The sequence below is a fragment of the Aquirufa rosea genome (assembly GCF_004118285.1).
Lineage (GTDB): Bacteria > Bacteroidota > Bacteroidia > Cytophagales > Spirosomataceae > Aquirufa > Aquirufa rosea.
In genome coordinates this window covers 479,243-496,781 of record NZ_SDHY01000001.1, presented here as the reverse complement: position 1 = coordinate 496,781, position 17,539 = coordinate 479,243, and the positions used below count along the sequence as shown (strand labels likewise).

Below are 17,539 nucleotides of genomic sequence, written 5' to 3'. Positions count from 1 at the left end.
ATGGCTTCGACGATAAACGATACACAGGAGGAATTGATAGAGGAATTTGGCCTATTTGAAGATTGGGCTGATAAATATGAGTATCTGATAGATTTAGGAAAGAAATTACCAGGATTATCTGAAGACCTAAAAACGGATGAAAATGTGATTAAAGGATGCCAAAGTAAAGTTTGGCTTCATGCATTCATGCAAGACGGAAAATTGATTTTTCAAGCTGATTCCGAGGCGGTCATTGTAAAAGGTTTAATTAGCATGTTAATCAGGGTACTCTCTGGTCACAGTCCAACTGAAATCTTAAAAGCTGATTTATATTTTATAGATCGAATAGGAATGAGTCAACATCTGGCACAAACAAGGTCTAACGGACTTTTATCTATGGTGAAACAGATGAAAAACTATGCATTAGCCTATTCCTCACAAGTTTAAAATATGGAAAATACCACACCAAGTTCCGTGCTTACTGAGGCAGACCTTAAGGAAAAGGTTGTAAAGGCCATTAAAACAGTGTATGATCCTGAAATACCTGTGGATGTTTATGAATTGGGACTGATTTATGAAATTAAGATTTTCCCAGTAAATAATGTCTATATATTAATGACTCTTACTTCTCCATCTTGCCCTTCGGCAGAGAGTATTCCAGTAGACATAGAAAAAGCTATTCGTGAAATTGAAGGGGTGGCTGAAGTATCCGTAGAACTAACTTTTGACCCTCCTTATTCACAAGATATGATGTCAGAGGTAGCCAAGTTAGAGTTAGGATTTATGTAATAAATAAAACATTCAAATTTAAATTGATTTCATATGTATCCAGAACATTTAGTACATCCTATGCGGATGGATATTGTAGAAGGGGGCTTTCAGGAATTGAAACAAGCCTCTGAAGTAGAAGAAGTATTAGCTAAACCAGGTACTACTTTATTGTTTATTAATTCGGTGTGCGGATGTTCTGCACGTACCGCAAGACCAGGTGTGAAAGAAGCGGTGGCTGCTTCCAGCAAAAAGCCTGATCAATTAGTTACCGTATTTGCTGGTGTAGACCAAGAAGCAACACAAAAGGCTAGAGAATATACTTTGCCATATCCTCCATCTTCTCCATCCATTGCATTATTTAAAGATGGTGAGTTAGTTCATTTCGTTGAGCGTCACCACATTGAGGGTCGTTCTGCAGAGCTAATCTCGGCTCACCTAGAAGGTGTTTTTGAGGAATTTTGCTAATTAAAATTTTACAGAATCAAAAAAAGCCGTAGCGTTATGCTACGGCTTTTTTTGATGGGAAGAATTGCCGATATGAATTCGGCAATTTTACTATTTCGGAGCCCCACCAACAGCACCTGTATTGTTAGGAGTATTTTCCGATTTGGCAGCTTTTTTCTTGGCAGCACCCTCATAATCTCCTGCCTTGATCAATGACATTTTCATTAAATCCAAGGTCTTGCGAGTAGCTTGTAAAATTTGATCAGAAGTTAATGCACTCACTTTCTTTTCTAATTCCTCCGAGAATTTGAAGCTACGGTTTAGGTATAAATTACTGTTCAAAGCATTGCTAAGTGCATTGTCCTGAGAACGAGTAACTTGTCTACCTTGCAACCAAGATTTTTTCGCTTCATCGATTTCTTTCTGGGTAAATCCATCTTTCAAGACTTTTTCGATTTCCTCCTTGAATGCAGCCTCTAATTTGGCCAAATTTTCTGGTGCGTAAATGGCATAAGTCAAGAAACTACCCGATTTATCAATAGGATGAGCAGAGAAGTTGGAACCTACTCCATAAGATAATCCTTCTTTTTGACGGATTCTTTCCATCAATCGATTAGCTAATCCTGGGCTTCCTCCCAAAATATAGTTACTTAATTCAAGTGCTGGATAATCTGGATCAGTATCTGAAATTTTGATTGGCTGATATGCGACAAAAAATGCATTGGCTTTATCAGGTGTTTCAATAGATACATTCACAGGTTTAGCCTCGTTAAGCACATCTGGAATACGAGTAAAAGGCTTGGGAGATTTCCAAGTAGAGAATTCTGTTTTGATTAATTCCTTTACTTCGTTTTCATCAAAGTCACCTACCGCTGAGAAGGTTGCCGCACTAGCACCATAAAAATTCTTATAGAAAGATATTGCTTCATCCAATTTTGCAGCACTGTAACTAGCTGTTTGCTCTGCCAACGTTGGATTGTAACGAACATCATTTTTGGCATAGTGCCCAGTTCTTACCTGATTTAATACCTCAATGGCTTTCGCTTGTGGATCACTTTTCTGTGACTCAATTTGAGTTAAATTTAATTGCTTTAATTTCTCAAATTCATCCGCAGGGAAAACAGGTGTTTTTAATGCTTCAGCCACCAATTTTAAAGCAGGAACTAAATTTTCACGAGTAGTCTCAATGGATACGTTGGCCTGGGTAGGTCCTCCCGTTATAGAAACCCTAGCTTTCAGTTTATCTAACTCGTCTTGGAATTGTTGACGAGTATGTTTCGTAGTTCCTTTGGTTAACATATCAGCAGCTAAATCGGCTGCTACTGCTGTACCCAACAAGGACTTTTCGTCACCGAAACGTAGTGTCATTCTGGCAAAAACGGAACTTCCGCGCGTCTTTTTAGGTAATAAAGCTACCTTCACTAATCCAATAGTCTCTTTCTTTGTTCTAGAGTCAATGTTGCTTGGTGATGGGTCAAATGCCTCACCCTCTGCTACAGCCGCTCTTCCTTTGAAATCTTTTAAAATATCTTCTGCTTCTTTAGCTTCCGGTATTTCTGCACGATCTGGCTTTTCTGTCGGATAGAAAATACCCGAAGTACGGTTAGACGACTTGAAGTAATTTTTTGCTACGCGTTGAATATCCTCTACAGTAACTTTTTCAATTAAATTTCTTGTATGAAATAATAAGCGCCAATCTCCCTGTGCAATGTATTCGGAAAGACCTACACCCACACGCTGTGCATTGTTCAATAATAATTCAATATTCTTTAAGTTTTTAACCTTGATTCTTTCTACATCTGCCGGAGTTGGAGGAGTCTTAGCAAATTGCTCAATCGTCTCAATCATGAGGGTGCGAACGGAATCAGCTGATTTTTCTTTTGGCACTTCAGCCCCAAAATAAACAACACCTGGCTCTTTAAGTTGAAAACTGTAACCATATTGCGAAGCCGCTTTTTTGGTGTCAATTAATGCCTTGTACAATCTTCCAGAGGGAGCATCTGTTAATAAATCAGTAAAGATATCACAGGCTACATAATCAGGATGTAAACCTGAAGGTATGTGGTAGGCAAGTCCCACGGCTTGTACGTCTCCTACACGACGTAAGGTTACTTGACGTTCTCCATCTTGAGTAGGTTCTGCTGTAAAAGTTTTAGGAAGTACACGCTCTGGTCTTGGAATAACACCAAATTTCTGATTGATAATGTTCAGTGTTTTTACTGGATCAAATTTTCCTGCTACTAAAAGCACAGCATTATCTGGCTGATAATATTTTTTGTAATAAGCCTGCAAATTCTCAATAGGTACTTTTTCTATATCCGAACGAGCACCTATGGTGGAATTTCCGTAATTATGCCATAAAAAAGCCGATGAAATAATGCGGTCATTAAGTACAGAACTTGGGTCATTCTCACCCATTTCAAATTCGTTTCTAACGACTGTCATTTCTGTTTCTAGCTCACTTTTAGAGATTCTAGAGTTTACCATACGGTCTGCCTCCATATCCAAGGCCCATTCTAGATTTTCATCAGTGGCAGCAAAGGTTTCATAGTAATTGGTTCTGTCTAACCAAGTAGTACCATTGAAATCTGCTCCGTGATCCGTAATCTCTTTAGCCACGTCTTTGTGCTTTTCTTTTGTCCCCTTGAAGACCATGTGTTCTAACAAGTGAGACATACCCGTTTCACCATATCCCTCATGGCGAGAACCTACCAAATAAGTAATGTTTACAGTAATAGTTTGCTTGGAAGGGTCTGGGAACAATAACACCTTCAAACCATTGCCTAAGCGATATTCAGTGATTCCCTCGGCTGAAGTTACCTTCTCTGGAATACTTAAGGCAGGTGATTTAACGGTTGCATTAATGGATTTAGATGCAGGCGACGTTGATTTCGATTTTTGTTGAGCTTGTATACTGTGAATACCGACTACAAGCATTAGCGCAATGAGAAGTGTTTTTTTCATAAAATGAATTAGGGTTGGGATAATAGACTTGAAAATGCCAAATTTCTGAGACATTTCTTAGAATTAAGTATAGGTGGTTCGAAAACTATATGTAAGGTTATTTCTTGTACTGTTGAATGAGTTTGAAAATAGCCTTTTGGGTTTCTAAGTTGGGAAAGAAATCAAAGATAATTTCATGCTTGTCGTAATCCAGTAATAAACCCGATTCCAAAAAGTGAAAAGCATCTTTAAATTGCCCAGCCTTAATAAGGTAGATGGCAGACCTATAATATAATTCTGCCTCTTCGGGAAGTTCATCGATAGCTGACAACATGATGTCAGCAGATTTTTCGTAGTCTTCCAATTCAAAATGCAATTGTGCCCATTTGATCCAAGTAGGTGCGAAAAACGAATCTAACTCTATGGATTTTTGATAGGCCTCATCGGCAGAAAGAGTATTGCCCAAATAAGCTTCTACATCCGCTAAGCCTGTCCAATACAAAGGATTGTTCTCGTTGAGTTTGAGCGATTTTTTCAGGAAGTGTAAGGCTTCAAACCATTTGTCTAACTCCGTTAAGCAAACCGCTAGCCCATAATATCCCTCGTCCCATAATGGGTCTATTTTAACGGCTTCTTTATAATATTCTATAGCCTCATTGAACTTTTTTTGGCGTTCTAGGCTAGCTCCCAAACAACAATATAATTCAGGGTTGGGCTCTTCATATTTTAGACATTGTCTATAATTCTCCTCAGCCAGTACATAACTTTGCAAATTCATGTGTGTATTCCCTAAATTAAATAGGGATGAACCAAAGGTGGGTTCTATGGCTAAAGAATACTCATAAGAATCAATGGCTTTCTCGTATTGCTTTAATTTTGAATAGGCTATTCCTAAATTATACCAAGCCGTGTAAGAAAAAGGATCCTCGTCAATAAACTGCTTATAATAAGGAATACTCTCTTCGATTTTGCCAATATCATCCAATGAATTGGCTAATTCAATTAAGGCATTTTCATTCTGAGGATTAATTTCCAAGGCTTTTTTAAACATATCTACAGCCTCTCTAGGTTTGGACCATGCGTGGTAGGTAAGGCCTAATCTAAAATAGATCTCATCTTTTTCCTCTGCCATTTCCAAAGCATTTAAGAATACCTCCACGGCAGCCTCATGCTGTTGCATCTGACTTAAAAGAGAGCCTTTGACCAACATAATTTCTATGTCGGTTGGAAATAATAAAATGGCATTTTCGATTAATTCCATTCCTTCCTCAGGCTTCTGCATGTCACCTAAAATTTGGGCTTTTAGGGAAATTAATTCGAGTGTGTAGGGGAAATGGGTTAATCCAATGTCACAGGCTTTCAAAGCTTCTTCAAATTTGGCATGAAGAAAATAGTGCTCGGCAATTTGTTCCAAAGTCTCCACATCGAAAAATGAATTTTCATGCTGATATATCATTTTTTCGAAACGCTGAACGGAAGATTGCAAATCTTCTTTATGATCATCAAAGTTGGAATCCAGCATAGAAGTTAATTGAGATGGAATAAGCGAACGTTTCCTCTAAAATAAAGAAAATAATTCAGGACTTTAACCTCTTTTGGGATTAATTTTGTTTCCATATCCAAATTAAAATGAAGCCCATAGCCGTTATTGATCTAGGTACCAATACCTTCCAACTTTTGGTTGCACAATGGCACTCACAAAGTGGTGAAATGCAGGTTTTAGCTCATGAACAAAGAGCAGTGCAATTGGGAAAAGGGGCTATGAAGTCCAATGTTCTTCAAGACGATGCTTTAGAAAGAGCTTTAGTTGCTTTGAGCGATTTTAAACAAATAGCAATGTCTTTTCAATGTGCTGAAAATCAAATATTTGCAATTGGCACAAGTATACTAAGAAGAGCTAAAAATGCTATCGATTTTTTAGATAAAGTAGAATATGATTTACAGATTCAAGTCGAGGTTATTTCAGGAATTCAGGAAGCAGAATTAATATATAATGGTATTAAGAATTCGTTGCCAAAGTTCTGGGAGCATACTAGTTTGGTGATGGATATAGGAGGCGGAAGTGTGGAATTCATTCTATTCAAATCCAATCAGGTTTTAGGGAAAATGAGTTTAGAAATTGGTGGATTACAATTGCAATCTTTGTTTCATGTCAATTCGGAATATGATCCCCAAATTGATCAGGAACTAACCACTTACATTCAAGATGCCTTAAAACCTTTGGACCAATTATGTCAAAAATACAAACCTCAAGTATTGGTGGGGGCGGCGGGAGCCTTTGAGACATTGTGGGACCTAGAAAACGCCAGTATTCCATTGGAAGAGCGAGTTATTAAAAGTGCTTATCCTTTATCGATGGAATATTTTTTAAAGCATAAAGTTCTGGTAGATCAACTGCCTTACGCAGAAAGAGTCAATCTTCCAGGTATGAAAATGTTCCGTGCGAGCATTTTGCCTTATGCCAGCGCATTAATTTTTCAAGTATTGAGAAGATATGATATACCTGAGATGTGGGTTTCTTCGTTTAGTCTCAAAGAAGGTTATTGGTTTTTAAAGCAATCTCAGGCCCATAAATCAGATTAGAGATTTTTAAAAAAAAATCGTAAACTTGTAAACAATTGTAAACCTTATTTAAGACTTATCTTTTATGGCTTTATCGCTAGCTTCCATTTTACTTCAAGCAGGTTCTTCCCTTGATTCAGTCTCTGCTGTAGTTTCCGATTCCCTTGTCACCCCCTCTGTTCAACAAGCCACTAAAGTAGTGGAAGAGTTTTCTGTACTTGACTTGTTAGGAAAAGGTGGTTATGTCATGTATCCCATCGGTATTTTATTTGCTGGCGCAGTCTTTTTGTTCATTGAACGATATCTATATATCCGCAAAACAGCCAAATTGGATGAGAATTTTTTGCATACCATCAACGATATGTTGGTGAATGGCAATGTGCAAGGAGCAATTACCTATTGTAAAACCTCTCAGTATCCGATTGCCAAATTATTGGAAAAGGGGCTAAGTCGTTTAGGATCTCCCATTCGGGACATTGAAACAGCCATTGAGAACAAGGCGAAGGTGGAGATTTATAATATGGAAAAGAATTTGGGTATTTTGAGTGCCATCGCCCGAATTGCTCCAATGTTTGGATTCTTAGGAACGGTAACGGGTATGATTCGTACTTTTCATAATATTTCGATTTCCAATAAAATTGATATTTCGACCATTGCAGGTGGTATTTACGAGAAAATGGTAACCTCGGCTTCTGGTTTGATCGTAGGTATTATCGCTTATGTATTGTACACTTTATTGATGACCATGATTGATCGTACCATCAATAAAATGGAAATTACGGCTATTGATTTCTTAGATATCCTTCATAAACCAGCTAACAAAGCCTAAGAGTATGAATTTTAGAAAAAGAAATAGAGAAGCCTCAGAGGTTGAAACAGGTGCATTAGCGGATATTTTATTCTTTTTGCTCATGTTCTTCCTGATGATATCTACTTTAGCTTCCCCGGATGCTATTAAGTTATTGCTTCCAGAAACCGCTAAGCCGGCACCAACTCCAGCCAATGAGGTGGTTCGATTGACGGTTGATGAGAATCGTAATTATTTTATCGATGATAATCCGGTCGATTTTACTAATCTTGAGACAGCCCTTACGCAAGCAGTATCTGCCAAAAAAGCGGCGACTTTGATTGTGCGCATGGATCGCAATCAAACTGTTCAAGAATTAACTAATGTGTATGACTTAGCTGCCAAATTGAACCTTTCCATGGTGATGGCCGCAGAAAAGAAAAAATAATATGGAGGGCTATGTACTAATCGCCCTTAAATCTATAGCCGTCTACGTGTTCATCGTGGCGGCTATTCGTCTTTTTGGAAAGCGCGAGTTTGCTCAATTATCCGTGGTGGATGTAGTATTCATTTTATTGATTTCCAATTCAGTTCAAACGGCCATGGTGGGAGAGGATAGCAGCTTGATCGGTGGATTGGTCGCGGCTCTCGCACTATTTATGATGAATTTTCTGTTTAAAAAAGTCATTACTTCCAATAAAAAATGGTCTAAGGCCATTGATGGAGAATCCATTTTATTGGTTTATCAAGGTAAATTAAAACCTCAGGGTTTGAAAGAAGCCAGTTTGACCTTGGAGGAATTAGAAACGGCCATCCGCGAACATGGGGTCGAAAAAATAGAGGAGGTGAATTTAGCCGTTTTTGAAGTGGATGGGAATATCTCCGTACTTTCAGAAAACTATCGAAAAATATCTAAAAGGAGACGAGGTGGTCATCGAATCATAGGGAATAATACCGCTTAAACTCGTATATTTGTCGAATCCTTGCCTGTTTGTAGAGGTAGGAATCATTTTCTCTTCTTTATTAATGGAAAAAATTTTAAAATTCGGAGGGACTAGTTGCGGTAGCGTAGATAGTATCCAGTCCGTCTTATCTGTCATTGAATCAAATTGGAAATCAACTAAACCATTTGCCGTAGTATTTTCCGCCATGAGCGGGGTTACTAACTCGTTGTTGGAGGCAGGCAAATTGGCTTCTAAGGGAGAAGTGCCTTATTCTTCTTTGATTGAAACCATCGAAAATAGGCATTTTGAGGTCCTTAAGCATTTTATTCCGCTCAAGGGCCAATCTCAAGTAATCGCGCAAATCAGAACCTTAGTTAACGAGCTCAGGGATGTATTGAAGGGTATTGCTTTGATTAAAGAGATCTCGCCAAAAACCTCTGATTTATTAGTCAGTTTCGGTGAAAGACTGTCCACCTCCTTGATTACCGCCATTTTAAAAGAAAAGGGATTACCTGTTCTTTACGTGGATGCACGTCAGTTTATTAAAACAGATGATGCTTTTGGTAAATCAGAGGTTGATTTCGTTCAAACGAATACTCTCATACAAACTTTTTTTAATCAACATACGCAGGAAATCTGTTTAATTACTGGGTTTATTGGCTCTAATAATCAGGGAGAAACCACTACTTTGGGTCGGGGAGGTTCTGATTATACCGCATCTATTTTAGGCGCGGCTTTAGCTGTGAGGGAAATCGAGATTTGGACAGATGTGGATGGCATGATGACAGCTGACCCAAGGAAAGTGAGCAATGCCTTTACCATACCTTCCATCAGCTATGCAGAAGCTATGGAATTAACGCATTTTGGAGCCAAAGTAATTTACCCACCCTCCTTGCAACCTGCTTTTGCCAAAAATATACCCATCAGGGTACTAAATACTTTTAATCTGGCATTTAAGGGTACAGTAGTTAGTAAAGAACAAAAGCCTAATCCATATATTATTACGGGAATCAGTTCCATTGATTCCTTGGCATTAGTTAATTTACAAGGCTCAGGAATGATTGGGGTAGCTGGTGTTTCTGCCAAGCTATTTACCGTTTTGGCTAGAGAGAAAATATCGGTTATTCTAATTTCTCAAGCTTCTTCTGAGCATTCCATTTGTTTTGCCATTGAGCCTCACAATGCTATTCGCGTAAAAGAAATTCTGGAGGCAGAATTTGCTCCTGAAATCGCTATGGGAGATATTGAAGGTATTGATATACAGTCAAATTTATCGGTCATCGCCATCGTGGGAGAGGGTATGCGTAAGCACACGGGTGTTAGTGGTAAGTTATTTTCTGTTTTAGGTAAAAACGGTATCAATATTGTGGCTACGGCTCAAGGCTCCTCTGAGCTTAATATTTCGGTAGTAATCGAACAAAAAGATTTATCTAAGGCACTGAATGTTATACATGAGACATTCTTTTTCTCCAAGCTGAAAACCTTGCATTTGTTTTTAGTAGGTACAGGATTAATCGGAAAAACATTATTGGATCAATTAGCCGGTCAGGAGCGATTTTTAGCTAAATACCGTGGATTAAAGGTGAAGCTGGTGGGTATTGCCAATTCTAGGCAGCAATTGATACGTGAAAGAGGTATTGATATGAAATCTGCCTTGGACCTTTTATCGCAACACGGCAAAGCGCAAGACTTATCGGGTTTTACAAAACAGATTAAAGCACTTAATTTGCCTAACTCAATATTTGCAGATTGTACAGCTGATAAGCAAATTTATACTCATTATTTAGGCTTATTCAAGTCGAATATTTCCGTGGTGACTCCTAACAAAGTAGCCAATTCGGGGCCATATCCTTTGTATGCGGAATTGCATCAGACGGCTTTAGAAAAGGGGGTTAAATTCTTGTATGAAACTAATGTAGGGGCTGGTTTGCCTGTTATTAATACTTTACAAGGTCTCATTGCCTCGGGAGATCGATTTGAGAAAATTGAGGGGATTTTATCCGGAACCTTATCTTACATTTTCAATCAATTTAAACCGGGTCGTTCCTTTGCCGATGTGTTGCGCGAGGCCAAAGCCAAAGGTTACACGGAACCAGATCCGCGTGAAGATTTGAGCGGGATGGATGTGGCTAGGAAGATTTTGATTTTAAGTCGGGAAATAGGCTTGAAGCTTGAATTTTCAGATATCACCATTGAAAAAATTATTCCTCCAGCATGCGAAGAGGCTGCCACGGTAGAAGATTTCTTTAAAGAATTGGAAAAGGCCAATGACTATTTTGAAAAAATGGTAGCATCTGCCGCTGAAAAAGGACATGTTTTACGCTATATCGCGGTCCTGGAAAATCAAAAAATAACCATAGGTTTGCGAGAAATAGATGCTTTCCATCCTTTTTATCAAATGGATGGGGCTGATAATGTGATAGCCTTTACCACTAAGCGCTACCATGACCGTCCCTTGGTTATTAAAGGGCCTGGCGCAGGAGCAGAGGTAACCGCTTCAGGTGTATTTGCTGATATTGTTTCATTGGGTAGTCATTTAGCATAATATGGAAAGAATTCGTGTATATGCACCCGCAACTGTAGCGAATGTCGCCTGTGGATTTGATATTTTTGGCTTTGCGGTCAATCGACCAGGAGATGAAATTGTCTTAGAGAAAAAGGAAGAAGCTGGTATTCGTATCATAGAAATTACAGGGGATGATGGGCGCTTGCCTTTGGATGTTGCCAAAAATACAGCAGGAATAGCCATTCAAAAATACCTAGCTCATATTGGTCAGGAAGATCAAGGATTTAATTTGTCCTTGCACAAAGACATGCCTCTAGGCTCCGGCTTAGGTTCATCGGCTGCATCAGCTGTGGCAGGGGTTTTTGCCGCCAATGAGTTGATGGGTAAACCCTTGACGCAACAGGAATTATTGCCTTTTGCGATGGAAGGAGAGCGGGTAGCCTGCGGTTCGGCGCATGCCGACAATGTAGGACCTAGCTTATTAGGTGGTTTTATTATCATTCGAAGCTACCAACCTTTGGATATCATTCAAATTGCGACCCCGAAGGATTTATATGCAAGTATTGTTCATCCTCATATTGAAGTAAATACGAAAGATGCTCGGGGGATTTTGGATAAGGAGATTTCCTTGTCTACGACAATTACCCAAATGGGAAATGTGGCTGGATTGGTCGCAGGACTGTTGTTGCCAGATTATGAATTGATAGGCAGATCCTTGGTGGATGTAATCATTGAGCCATCTCGAGCCATCTTAATTCCTCAATTTGCCGAAGTGAAAGCTGCGGCAAAAGTAGCTGGGGCATTGGGTTGCTCTATTTCTGGTTCAGGACCTTCATTATTTGCATTGTCCAAAGGAGAAGAAATAGCCAATAAAGTAGCTAATGCTATGAAAAATCAGTTTGCTTTGGTGGGTATCGATTCAGATATTTTTGTTTCTTCTGTCAATCAACAAGGGCCCATGATTCTTCCGAATTAGGCTTTTGGATGTGCTTGTGCATAAGTTTCCTTAATTTTTTCCATAGAGTTATGGGTATAGACTTGGGTGGCTGCTAAATTGGCATGTCCCAAAAGCTCTTTGATGGCGTTTAAATCCGCACCATTATTTAATAAATGAGTGGCATAGGTGTGTCTAAGTACATGAGGAGATAGCTTTTCTAAAGTACTGATTTTACTTAATTGCTTTTTCACTATTCGTTGAATGAACATAGGATAGACGGGCTTTCCTTTATTATCTACAATCAAGTAGGTGCTTGTAAATGGACAGGCAGATAAATAGGATTGAATTTGCTTTAATAGAAGCAAAGGGATGGGTATAACTCGTTCTTTATTCCTTTTTCCTAAAACCCTCAAGGTGCCTTGAGAGAGGTTGATATTGGCCCTTTCTAGTCGGAGTAATTCAGCCAATCGCATTCCAGTTCCGTACAGCAAATAGATGATTAAGTCATCTCTTAAGTTCTCAAAGGTGGGCTCTTCCCCATCAGAAGGAGCTATTTCAGCCATTTCTGTCTCACGAAGGAAAAGGGGTAGCTTTTTGCTGGTTTTAACCGTTCTTATAGGTAATAGTGGGTTTTGCTGGACATAGCCTCTCTGTAACAAAAATTTGAAAAAAGTACGTAGGCTGGCTAATTTCCTATTGATACTTCGATTTTCAATGGATTGATCGGATAAATGAACCATCCATTCCCTGATTTGCTTGGAGCTTGCTTGAGTTATGGGTGTAGCTGCGTGATTTTCTGCTAGGAAATCACTAAACTGCTTGAGGTCAGTCGTGTAGGATACAATGGTGTGCTGACTGCAGCGTCGCTCCACCGATAGATGCTCTAAAAAAAAATTGACTACATGCGAATCCATCATTCGAATGTAGTCAATTAATAGAAATTAAGGGAATTAGTTATTGATATTCCCGTAAGTTTTTTGCTTGTAAGACGCACGAATCAATTCAGTACGGCGAGTGATAGATGGTTTTTCGAAAGCAGATCTTCTACGCAATTCTTTCACTACACCCGTTTTCTCGAATTTCTTCTTGAATCGCTTTAATGCTTTGTCTATTGACTCGTTTTCTTTGATTGAAATAATTAACATGTACGTGATGATTTTAAAATGTCCGCAAATATAGTTTATTGTTTTTTTATATGCAAAAATTGATCAGATTTTTTAACTAATATATTCGAGTTTTAAATGCTGTTTTTTAGCTAAATTTGTGCTTTATTTTAACAAAGAATTATGTCTGAATTTAAACGAACCACAGTAACTGCTGCACTGATTTATGCCAATGGCCCCATTCATATAGGGCACTTGGCCGGATGTTATTTGCCAGCAGATATTTACGTTCGTTTTTTACGTCTTCAAAATAAGGATGTGATTTTTGTGTCTGGTACTGATGAACATGGGGTACCTATCACCATTAAGGCTCAAAAAGAGGGTAAAACACCACAAGAAGTAGTGGATTATTACTATAAGGAAATCAAGCAATCATTTGAAGAGTTTGGTATTTCATTTGATATCTACGGTCGTACTTCAGATCCTGTTCATCATCGTTTATCGCAAGATTTTTTCTTGAAATTATATCAAGAGGGAAAGTTTATAGAGGAGGTGACTGAGCAGTTTTATGATGAGGAAGCAGGTCAGTTTTTAGCGGATCGATACATTGTAGGAGAATGTCCTAGTTGTCATCAGCCGGGTGCTTATGGGGATCAATGTGAGAAATGTGGTACAACTTTATCACCTACTGAATTGATTCATCCAAAATCTACTTTGAGTGGCTCTGCCCCTTCCATGCGTCCTACCAAAAACTGGTTTTTACCTTTGGATCAATGGCAGCCGGAATTGGAAAAGTATGTTGCCTCTCATCCAGAATGGAAAATCAATGTAGCAGGACAAGTAAAATCTTGGTTGCAAGATGGTTTGAAGCCTAGGGCTATGACCCGTGATTTATCTTGGGGTGTACCTGTTCCAATTGAGGGCAATGAGGGGAAAGTCTTGTATGTGTGGTTTGATGCTCCTATTGGCTATATCTCTATGACAAGTCAGTTAAGGCCAGATTGGGAAAAATATTGGAAAGAAGAGGATAGCAGAATTGTGCATTTCATTGGAAAGGATAATATTGTTTTTCATTGTTTAATTTTCCCTGCCATGTGTATGGCCCATGGGAAGTATCAATTGGCAGACCAAGTGCCAGCTAATGAATTCATGAATTTGGAAGGGGAGAAGATATCGACTTCGAGAAACTGGGCCGTTTGGTTACATGAATATTTACAGGAATTTCCAGGAAAACAGGATGTATTGAGATATGCCTTAACGGCCTCTAGTCCTGAGACAAAGGATGCGGATTTTACTTGGGCTGATTTTCAGACCAAGAATAATTCTGAATTAGTGGCCATTCTAGGCAATTTTGTCAATCGTGCCTTTGTATTATTGGATAAGAATTTTGAATCTAAGGTTCCCGCTAAATTAGAAGATAGCTCCTTAGAGAAAGATTTGAAAATAGCTTTAGGAGAATTGCCTGATAAGCTGGAGGTAGCTATCGAAGCATATAAATTTAGAGACGCATTGGTCTTGGCCATGGAAGTAGCTAGGCTAGGTAATAAATACTTAGCTGAGTCAGAGCCATGGAAAATAATGAAGGAAAATCCTGAAAAAGCTGGCCATGTTTTAAATTATGCGATTCAATTAGTGGCACATATCAGTATTGCTTTAGAGCCATTTTTGCCATTTACTGCTCAAAAGTTAAGATCTGCCCTTGGACTACAAAAAGTCAATTGGGCTAGTTTAGGTGATTTTGAATGCATAGCTGTGGGGACCAAGCTGCAGAATCCAGGCTTATTATTTGAAAAATTAGAGGATGATGTCATTCAAAAGCAGGTAGAAAAGTTGAATCTGACAAAGCAACAGCAGTTAATTCAATCTAAGCAGCCAAATCCAATCAAAGAAACGATTGATTTTGAAAGTTTTGCCAAGATGGATATTCGAATTGGTCAGATTATTGCTGCCGAAAAAATGGAAAAAAGTAAGAAATTACTCAAATTGACCGTGGATGATGGAATGAAACATCGTACCATTTTGAGCGGTATTGCCGAACATTTCCAAGTGGATGAAGTGCTGGGTAGGAAAGTAACTTTTTTAGCCAATTTAGCTCCACGCAAAATGATGGGATTGGAAAGTGAAGGTATGATCCTGATGGCTGAGGGGCAGGATGGAAAACTGTCATTTATTGAGCCTGAAAAGGGAATTTGGAATGGTGCGACCGTCAGTTAATAAGGTTTATTAAACATAAAAATAAGGTCAGAAGATGCTTCTGGCCTTATTTATTTAACCTCTAAACCTATTTAACTATGAAAATTTATACAAATATATATGTTTTGCAAGAATATTATAGGATTAATGCAAAAAAAATATTGTATCATTTAGATTAAATAAAAAAGGTGCCGTTAACAACAGCACCTTTTTTTATTACCTCTAAACCTATTTAACTATGAAAACTACTTACAATCTAATTTTTAAATACAACAACTAACTCAGGCTTTTGTTCAAATTCTAAGTCTAAGTTTGAATCAATCACGGGTTCTTGACCTAAAATCGCCCAAATTGTATTAATTGCTTTGGCGGATTTATTAATTTCTTTCATCCAGTTTAACGATTTATCATCAGAGAAATTTTGTGCCTGACGAGATATTGTTTGAATAGTTTGGTTGAAAGTGATTTTATCCTGCTTGCTAGCACTTAAATATGCCGAGTTGCCACTTTGGTAATCTTCTAAAATTGAGATTGTTAAGCTGGCTGCTGATGGCTTAGTTGTGCTATTGTTTTTCTTTATAAAATTCTGAATTACTTCAGATAAAGTTTCCTTCTTGATCGACAAATTGCTTGTCGATGTTTCGTTGTTACGAATGTTACCGCTTGCTTTTGCTTCCGCTCCGATTAGGCTTAGTCCCACTAAACAGCTAATCACTAATAAATTCTTTTTCATTTGTTTTGTTATATTTAATTACTAAATCAACACGACAAAATTATTGTATTTTTTTAATATAACAAAACTTGAATTTACACAATTTTAGAATTTAAAATTGTTAAAATTTGTTTTTTACTTACCAAAACAGAATATAATATATTTAAATTGACTTATTGACAAATAATATTTTGCAATACGATTTAATACTTTTTGATAATTCTAATTTGAAAATTTAGGAATAATTCAAATATTCTTTAAAAAGTACAATTACTGATTGTATTTATTCATTGTTTGTTGGATGCCTTCCAGGCAAAAAGTTTCAATTATTTGGATACTCCTTTCTAGTACCTCAGGAATTAATCCTAATTCTTCTTCAGAAAAGTTACTTAATACATATTCGGCTTGTCTTCCTTTGGGAAAATTATCACCAATACCCATTCGTAATCTTGGGTATTCGTTGCTTGATAGGGTGGCCTCAATGCTTTTTAATCCATTATGTCCACCACTTGATCCTTTGGGCTTAAGTCGTAGTGTTTCGAAGGGTAAGGCTAGGTCATCTACTAAGATTAGAACGTTTTCTTTGGTGATTTTTAAATGTTGCATCCAATAATTAACCGCCTTGCCACTTAGGTTCATGTAGGTATTTGGCTTTATTAAGTGAATTTGATGTCCTTTTAAGCGATAAGAACACTGACTGGCATAGCGATCAGGGCTAAACTTGATGTCTTTTTGTTTGGCAAGGAAGTCTACCGCCATGAATCCTATATTATGTCTAGTAAATAAATATTCTGGACCAATATTGCCCAAGCCTACTATTAGATAGTTCATTTTTATAATTTTTGACAAAAGTACAAGCAAATTTTTTAGAAGACTGCTTAGACATTAACTTCGTGTAAAAAAAGAGATGAATAAAATTGCTTGTATTACGGGTGCTAGTTCGGGAATAGGTTGGGCTACTTCCAAAGCTCTAGCCAATTTAGGTTATGCTTTAATATTATGTGGAAGACGTCGTGAGCGCCTAGAAGAATTACAATCAAGCATTTCGAGCCCTACCATTTTATTGACTTTTGATGTTAGAAATTGGTCTGAAGTTGAGTCTGCCTTTTCAAGTTTGCCAAATGAATGGAAAAATATTGATGTTTTAATTAATAATGCGGGTAATGCTCACGGTTTATCAGCCATTCAGGATGGGGCCTTGGAGGATTGGGATGCCATGATGCTAGGAAACGTGAATGGCTTATTATATGTATCTAAAATGGTCATTCCTGAGATGATTCGTCGTCAGATGGGACATATCATTAACTTGTCATCTATTGCAGGGAAACAAACATATGCCAATGGAAATGTTTATTGTGCCTCAAAAGCAGCCGTAGAGGCCCTTTCACAAGGTATGCGTATTGACTTAAATACGTTTAATATTAAGGTTTCAAATATCGCCCCTGGGGCAGTAAATACAGAATTTTCTTCCGTTAGATTTAAGGGAGACATGGAGAGAGCCAATTCGGTATATCAAGGATTTACCCCTTTGGTGGCAGAGGATGTAGCCGATTTAATAGCCTATATTGTTTCCTGTCCATCCCATGTTAACATAGCCGATGTTACCATATTGCCAACAGCACAAGCATCAGCAACCCAGATTAAGAAGGATTTATAAG

The 17,539-nt window shown here is 38.0% G+C and carries 17 protein-coding genes; 11 read left to right on the top strand and 6 right to left on the bottom strand.

Annotation, left to right across the window (positions count from 1 at the left end):
• The 3 genes from ESB04_RS02230 to ESB04_RS02220 are packed head-to-tail and all read left to right on the top strand — an operon-like array spanning position 1 to position 1,215.
• Positions 1–426: a SufE family protein gene (locus ESB04_RS02230; RefSeq protein WP_129025809.1), complete on the top strand. Its 426-nt coding sequence runs from the start codon at positions 1–3 to the stop codon at positions 424–426.
• Positions 427–429: 3 nt separating this feature from the next.
• On the top strand, positions 430–768 hold the full coding sequence (locus ESB04_RS02225; RefSeq protein ID WP_129025807.1) for an iron-sulfur cluster assembly protein: 339 nt from the start codon (positions 430–432) through the stop codon (positions 766–768).
• A 33-nt stretch (positions 769–801) separates the two neighbouring features.
• Positions 802–1,215 carry a BrxA/BrxB family bacilliredoxin gene (locus ESB04_RS02220; RefSeq protein ID WP_129025805.1) on the top strand — a complete coding sequence of 138 codons (414 nt, stop codon included), beginning with the start codon at positions 802–804 and terminating at the stop codon, positions 1,213–1,215.
• A gap of 90 nt (positions 1,216–1,305) precedes the next feature.
• On the opposite strand, the gene ESB04_RS02215 is transcribed toward ESB04_RS02220, so the two are convergent.
• Both ESB04_RS02215 and ESB04_RS02210 read right to left on the bottom strand, forming a co-directional pair.
• Positions 1,306–4,158, bottom strand: coding sequence for a M16 family metallopeptidase (locus ESB04_RS02215; RefSeq protein WP_129025803.1), 2,853 nt, complete (start codon positions 4,156–4,158; stop codon positions 1,306–1,308).
• Positions 4,159–4,255: 97 nt separating this feature from the next.
• Entirely contained in the window at positions 4,256–5,659 is a 1,404-nt protein-coding gene (locus ESB04_RS02210) for a tetratricopeptide repeat protein (RefSeq protein WP_129025801.1), read from the bottom strand.
• 107 nt (positions 5,660–5,766) lie between these two features.
• On the opposite strand from ESB04_RS02210, the gene ESB04_RS02205 reads away from it, so the two are divergent.
• The 6 genes from ESB04_RS02205 to ESB04_RS02180 all read left to right on the top strand — a co-directional run bounded on the left by ESB04_RS02205 (position 5,767) and on the right by ESB04_RS02180 (position 11,912).
• The gene (locus ESB04_RS02205) at positions 5,767–6,720 is read left to right on the top strand and encodes a Ppx/GppA phosphatase family protein (RefSeq protein WP_129025799.1); all 954 of its coding nucleotides are present in this window, start codon (positions 5,767–5,769) and stop codon (positions 6,718–6,720) included.
• Positions 6,721–6,784: 64 nt separating this feature from the next.
• A complete protein-coding gene (locus ESB04_RS02200) occupies positions 6,785–7,528 on the top strand; it encodes a MotA/TolQ/ExbB proton channel family protein (RefSeq protein WP_129025796.1) in 744 nt (247 codons plus the stop codon).
• Between the two features lie 4 nt (positions 7,529–7,532).
• Complete coding sequence (locus ESB04_RS02195) at positions 7,533–7,934, top strand: ExbD/TolR family protein (RefSeq protein ID WP_129025794.1); 402 nt, start codon at positions 7,533–7,535, stop codon at positions 7,932–7,934.
• A gap of 1 nt (position 7,935) precedes the next feature.
• Positions 7,936–8,448, top strand: coding sequence for a DUF421 domain-containing protein (locus tag ESB04_RS02190; RefSeq protein ID WP_129025792.1), 513 nt, complete (start codon positions 7,936–7,938; stop codon positions 8,446–8,448).
• Positions 8,449–8,512: 64 nt separating this feature from the next.
• On the top strand, positions 8,513–10,975 hold the full coding sequence (gene thrA, locus ESB04_RS02185; protein WP_129026141.1) for a bifunctional aspartate kinase/homoserine dehydrogenase I: 2,463 nt from the start codon (positions 8,513–8,515) through the stop codon (positions 10,973–10,975).
• A gap of 1 nt (position 10,976) precedes the next feature.
• Positions 10,977–11,912: a homoserine kinase gene (locus ESB04_RS02180; RefSeq protein WP_129025790.1), complete on the top strand. Its 936-nt coding sequence runs from the start codon at positions 10,977–10,979 to the stop codon at positions 11,910–11,912.
• Here ESB04_RS02180 and ESB04_RS02175 read toward each other — a convergent pair.
• Positions 11,909–12,790 carry a tyrosine-type recombinase/integrase gene (locus ESB04_RS02175; RefSeq protein WP_235832160.1) on the bottom strand — a complete coding sequence of 294 codons (882 nt, stop codon included), beginning with the start codon at positions 12,788–12,790 and terminating at the stop codon, positions 11,909–11,911. The genes ESB04_RS02180 and ESB04_RS02175 overlap by 4 nt on opposite strands.
• A 33-nt stretch (positions 12,791–12,823) precedes the next feature.
• Positions 12,824–13,018, bottom strand: a complete 195-nt coding sequence (gene rpsU, locus ESB04_RS02170) for a 30S ribosomal protein S21 (RefSeq protein ID WP_129025788.1) — start codon at positions 13,016–13,018, stop codon at positions 12,824–12,826.
• A 141-nt stretch (positions 13,019–13,159) separates the two neighbouring features.
• Here rpsU and metG point away from each other — a divergent pair, with 141 nt between their 5' ends.
• Positions 13,160–15,190: a methionine--tRNA ligase gene (gene metG, locus ESB04_RS02165; protein ID WP_129025786.1), complete on the top strand. Its 2,031-nt coding sequence runs from the start codon at positions 13,160–13,162 to the stop codon at positions 15,188–15,190.
• 235 nt (positions 15,191–15,425) lie between these two features.
• Here the strand turns inward: metG and ESB04_RS02160 are convergent, their stop codons facing one another.
• Both ESB04_RS02160 and pth read right to left on the bottom strand, forming a co-directional pair.
• Complete coding sequence (locus ESB04_RS02160) at positions 15,426–15,902, bottom strand: hypothetical protein (RefSeq protein ID WP_129025784.1); 477 nt, start codon at positions 15,900–15,902, stop codon at positions 15,426–15,428.
• A 249-nt stretch (positions 15,903–16,151) separates the two neighbouring features.
• Positions 16,152–16,712: an aminoacyl-tRNA hydrolase gene (pth, locus tag ESB04_RS02155; protein ID WP_129025783.1), complete on the bottom strand. Its 561-nt coding sequence runs from the start codon at positions 16,710–16,712 to the stop codon at positions 16,152–16,154.
• 76 nt (positions 16,713–16,788) lie between these two features.
• On the opposite strand from pth, the gene ESB04_RS02150 reads away from it, so the two are divergent.
• Entirely contained in the window at positions 16,789–17,538 is a 750-nt protein-coding gene (locus ESB04_RS02150; RefSeq protein WP_129025780.1) for an SDR family NAD(P)-dependent oxidoreductase, read from the top strand.
• Position 17,539: the final 1 nt, after the last annotated feature.

Coding starts and splice junctions, on each gene's coding strand:
- ESB04_RS02150 (WP_129025780.1), top strand. CDS start 16,789: ATGAATAAAATTGCTTGTATTACGGGTGCTAGTTCGGGAATAGGTTGG.
- ESB04_RS02215 (WP_129025803.1), bottom strand. CDS start 4,158: ATGAAAAAAACACTTCTCATTGCGCTAATGCTTGTAGTCGGTATTCAC.
- ESB04_RS02160 (WP_129025784.1), bottom strand. CDS start 15,902: ATGAAAAAGAATTTATTAGTGATTAGCTGTTTAGTGGGACTAAGCCTA.
- ESB04_RS02210 (WP_129025801.1), bottom strand. CDS start 5,659: ATGCTGGATTCCAACTTTGATGATCATAAAGAAGATTTGCAATCTTCC.
- ESB04_RS02205 (WP_129025799.1), top strand. CDS start 5,767: ATGAAGCCCATAGCCGTTATTGATCTAGGTACCAATACCTTCCAACTT.
- ESB04_RS02190 (WP_129025792.1), top strand. CDS start 7,936: ATGGAGGGCTATGTACTAATCGCCCTTAAATCTATAGCCGTCTACGTG.
- ESB04_RS02220 (WP_129025805.1), top strand. CDS start 802: ATGTATCCAGAACATTTAGTACATCCTATGCGGATGGATATTGTAGAA.
- ESB04_RS02175 (WP_235832160.1), bottom strand. CDS start 12,790: ATGATGGATTCGCATGTAGTCAATTTTTTTTTAGAGCATCTATCGGTG.
- ESB04_RS02225 (WP_129025807.1), top strand. CDS start 430: ATGGAAAATACCACACCAAGTTCCGTGCTTACTGAGGCAGACCTTAAG.
- rpsU (WP_129025788.1), bottom strand. CDS start 13,018: ATGTTAATTATTTCAATCAAAGAAAACGAGTCAATAGACAAAGCATTA.
- thrA (WP_129026141.1), top strand. CDS start 8,513: ATGGAAAAAATTTTAAAATTCGGAGGGACTAGTTGCGGTAGCGTAGAT.
- ESB04_RS02180 (WP_129025790.1), top strand. CDS start 10,977: ATGGAAAGAATTCGTGTATATGCACCCGCAACTGTAGCGAATGTCGCC.
- ESB04_RS02195 (WP_129025794.1), top strand. CDS start 7,533: ATGAATTTTAGAAAAAGAAATAGAGAAGCCTCAGAGGTTGAAACAGGT.
- pth (WP_129025783.1), bottom strand. CDS start 16,712: ATGAACTATCTAATAGTAGGCTTGGGCAATATTGGTCCAGAATATTTA.
- metG (WP_129025786.1), top strand. CDS start 13,160: ATGTCTGAATTTAAACGAACCACAGTAACTGCTGCACTGATTTATGCC.
- ESB04_RS02230 (WP_129025809.1), top strand. CDS start 1: ATGGCTTCGACGATAAACGATACACAGGAGGAATTGATAGAGGAATTT.
- ESB04_RS02200 (WP_129025796.1), top strand. CDS start 6,785: ATGGCTTTATCGCTAGCTTCCATTTTACTTCAAGCAGGTTCTTCCCTT.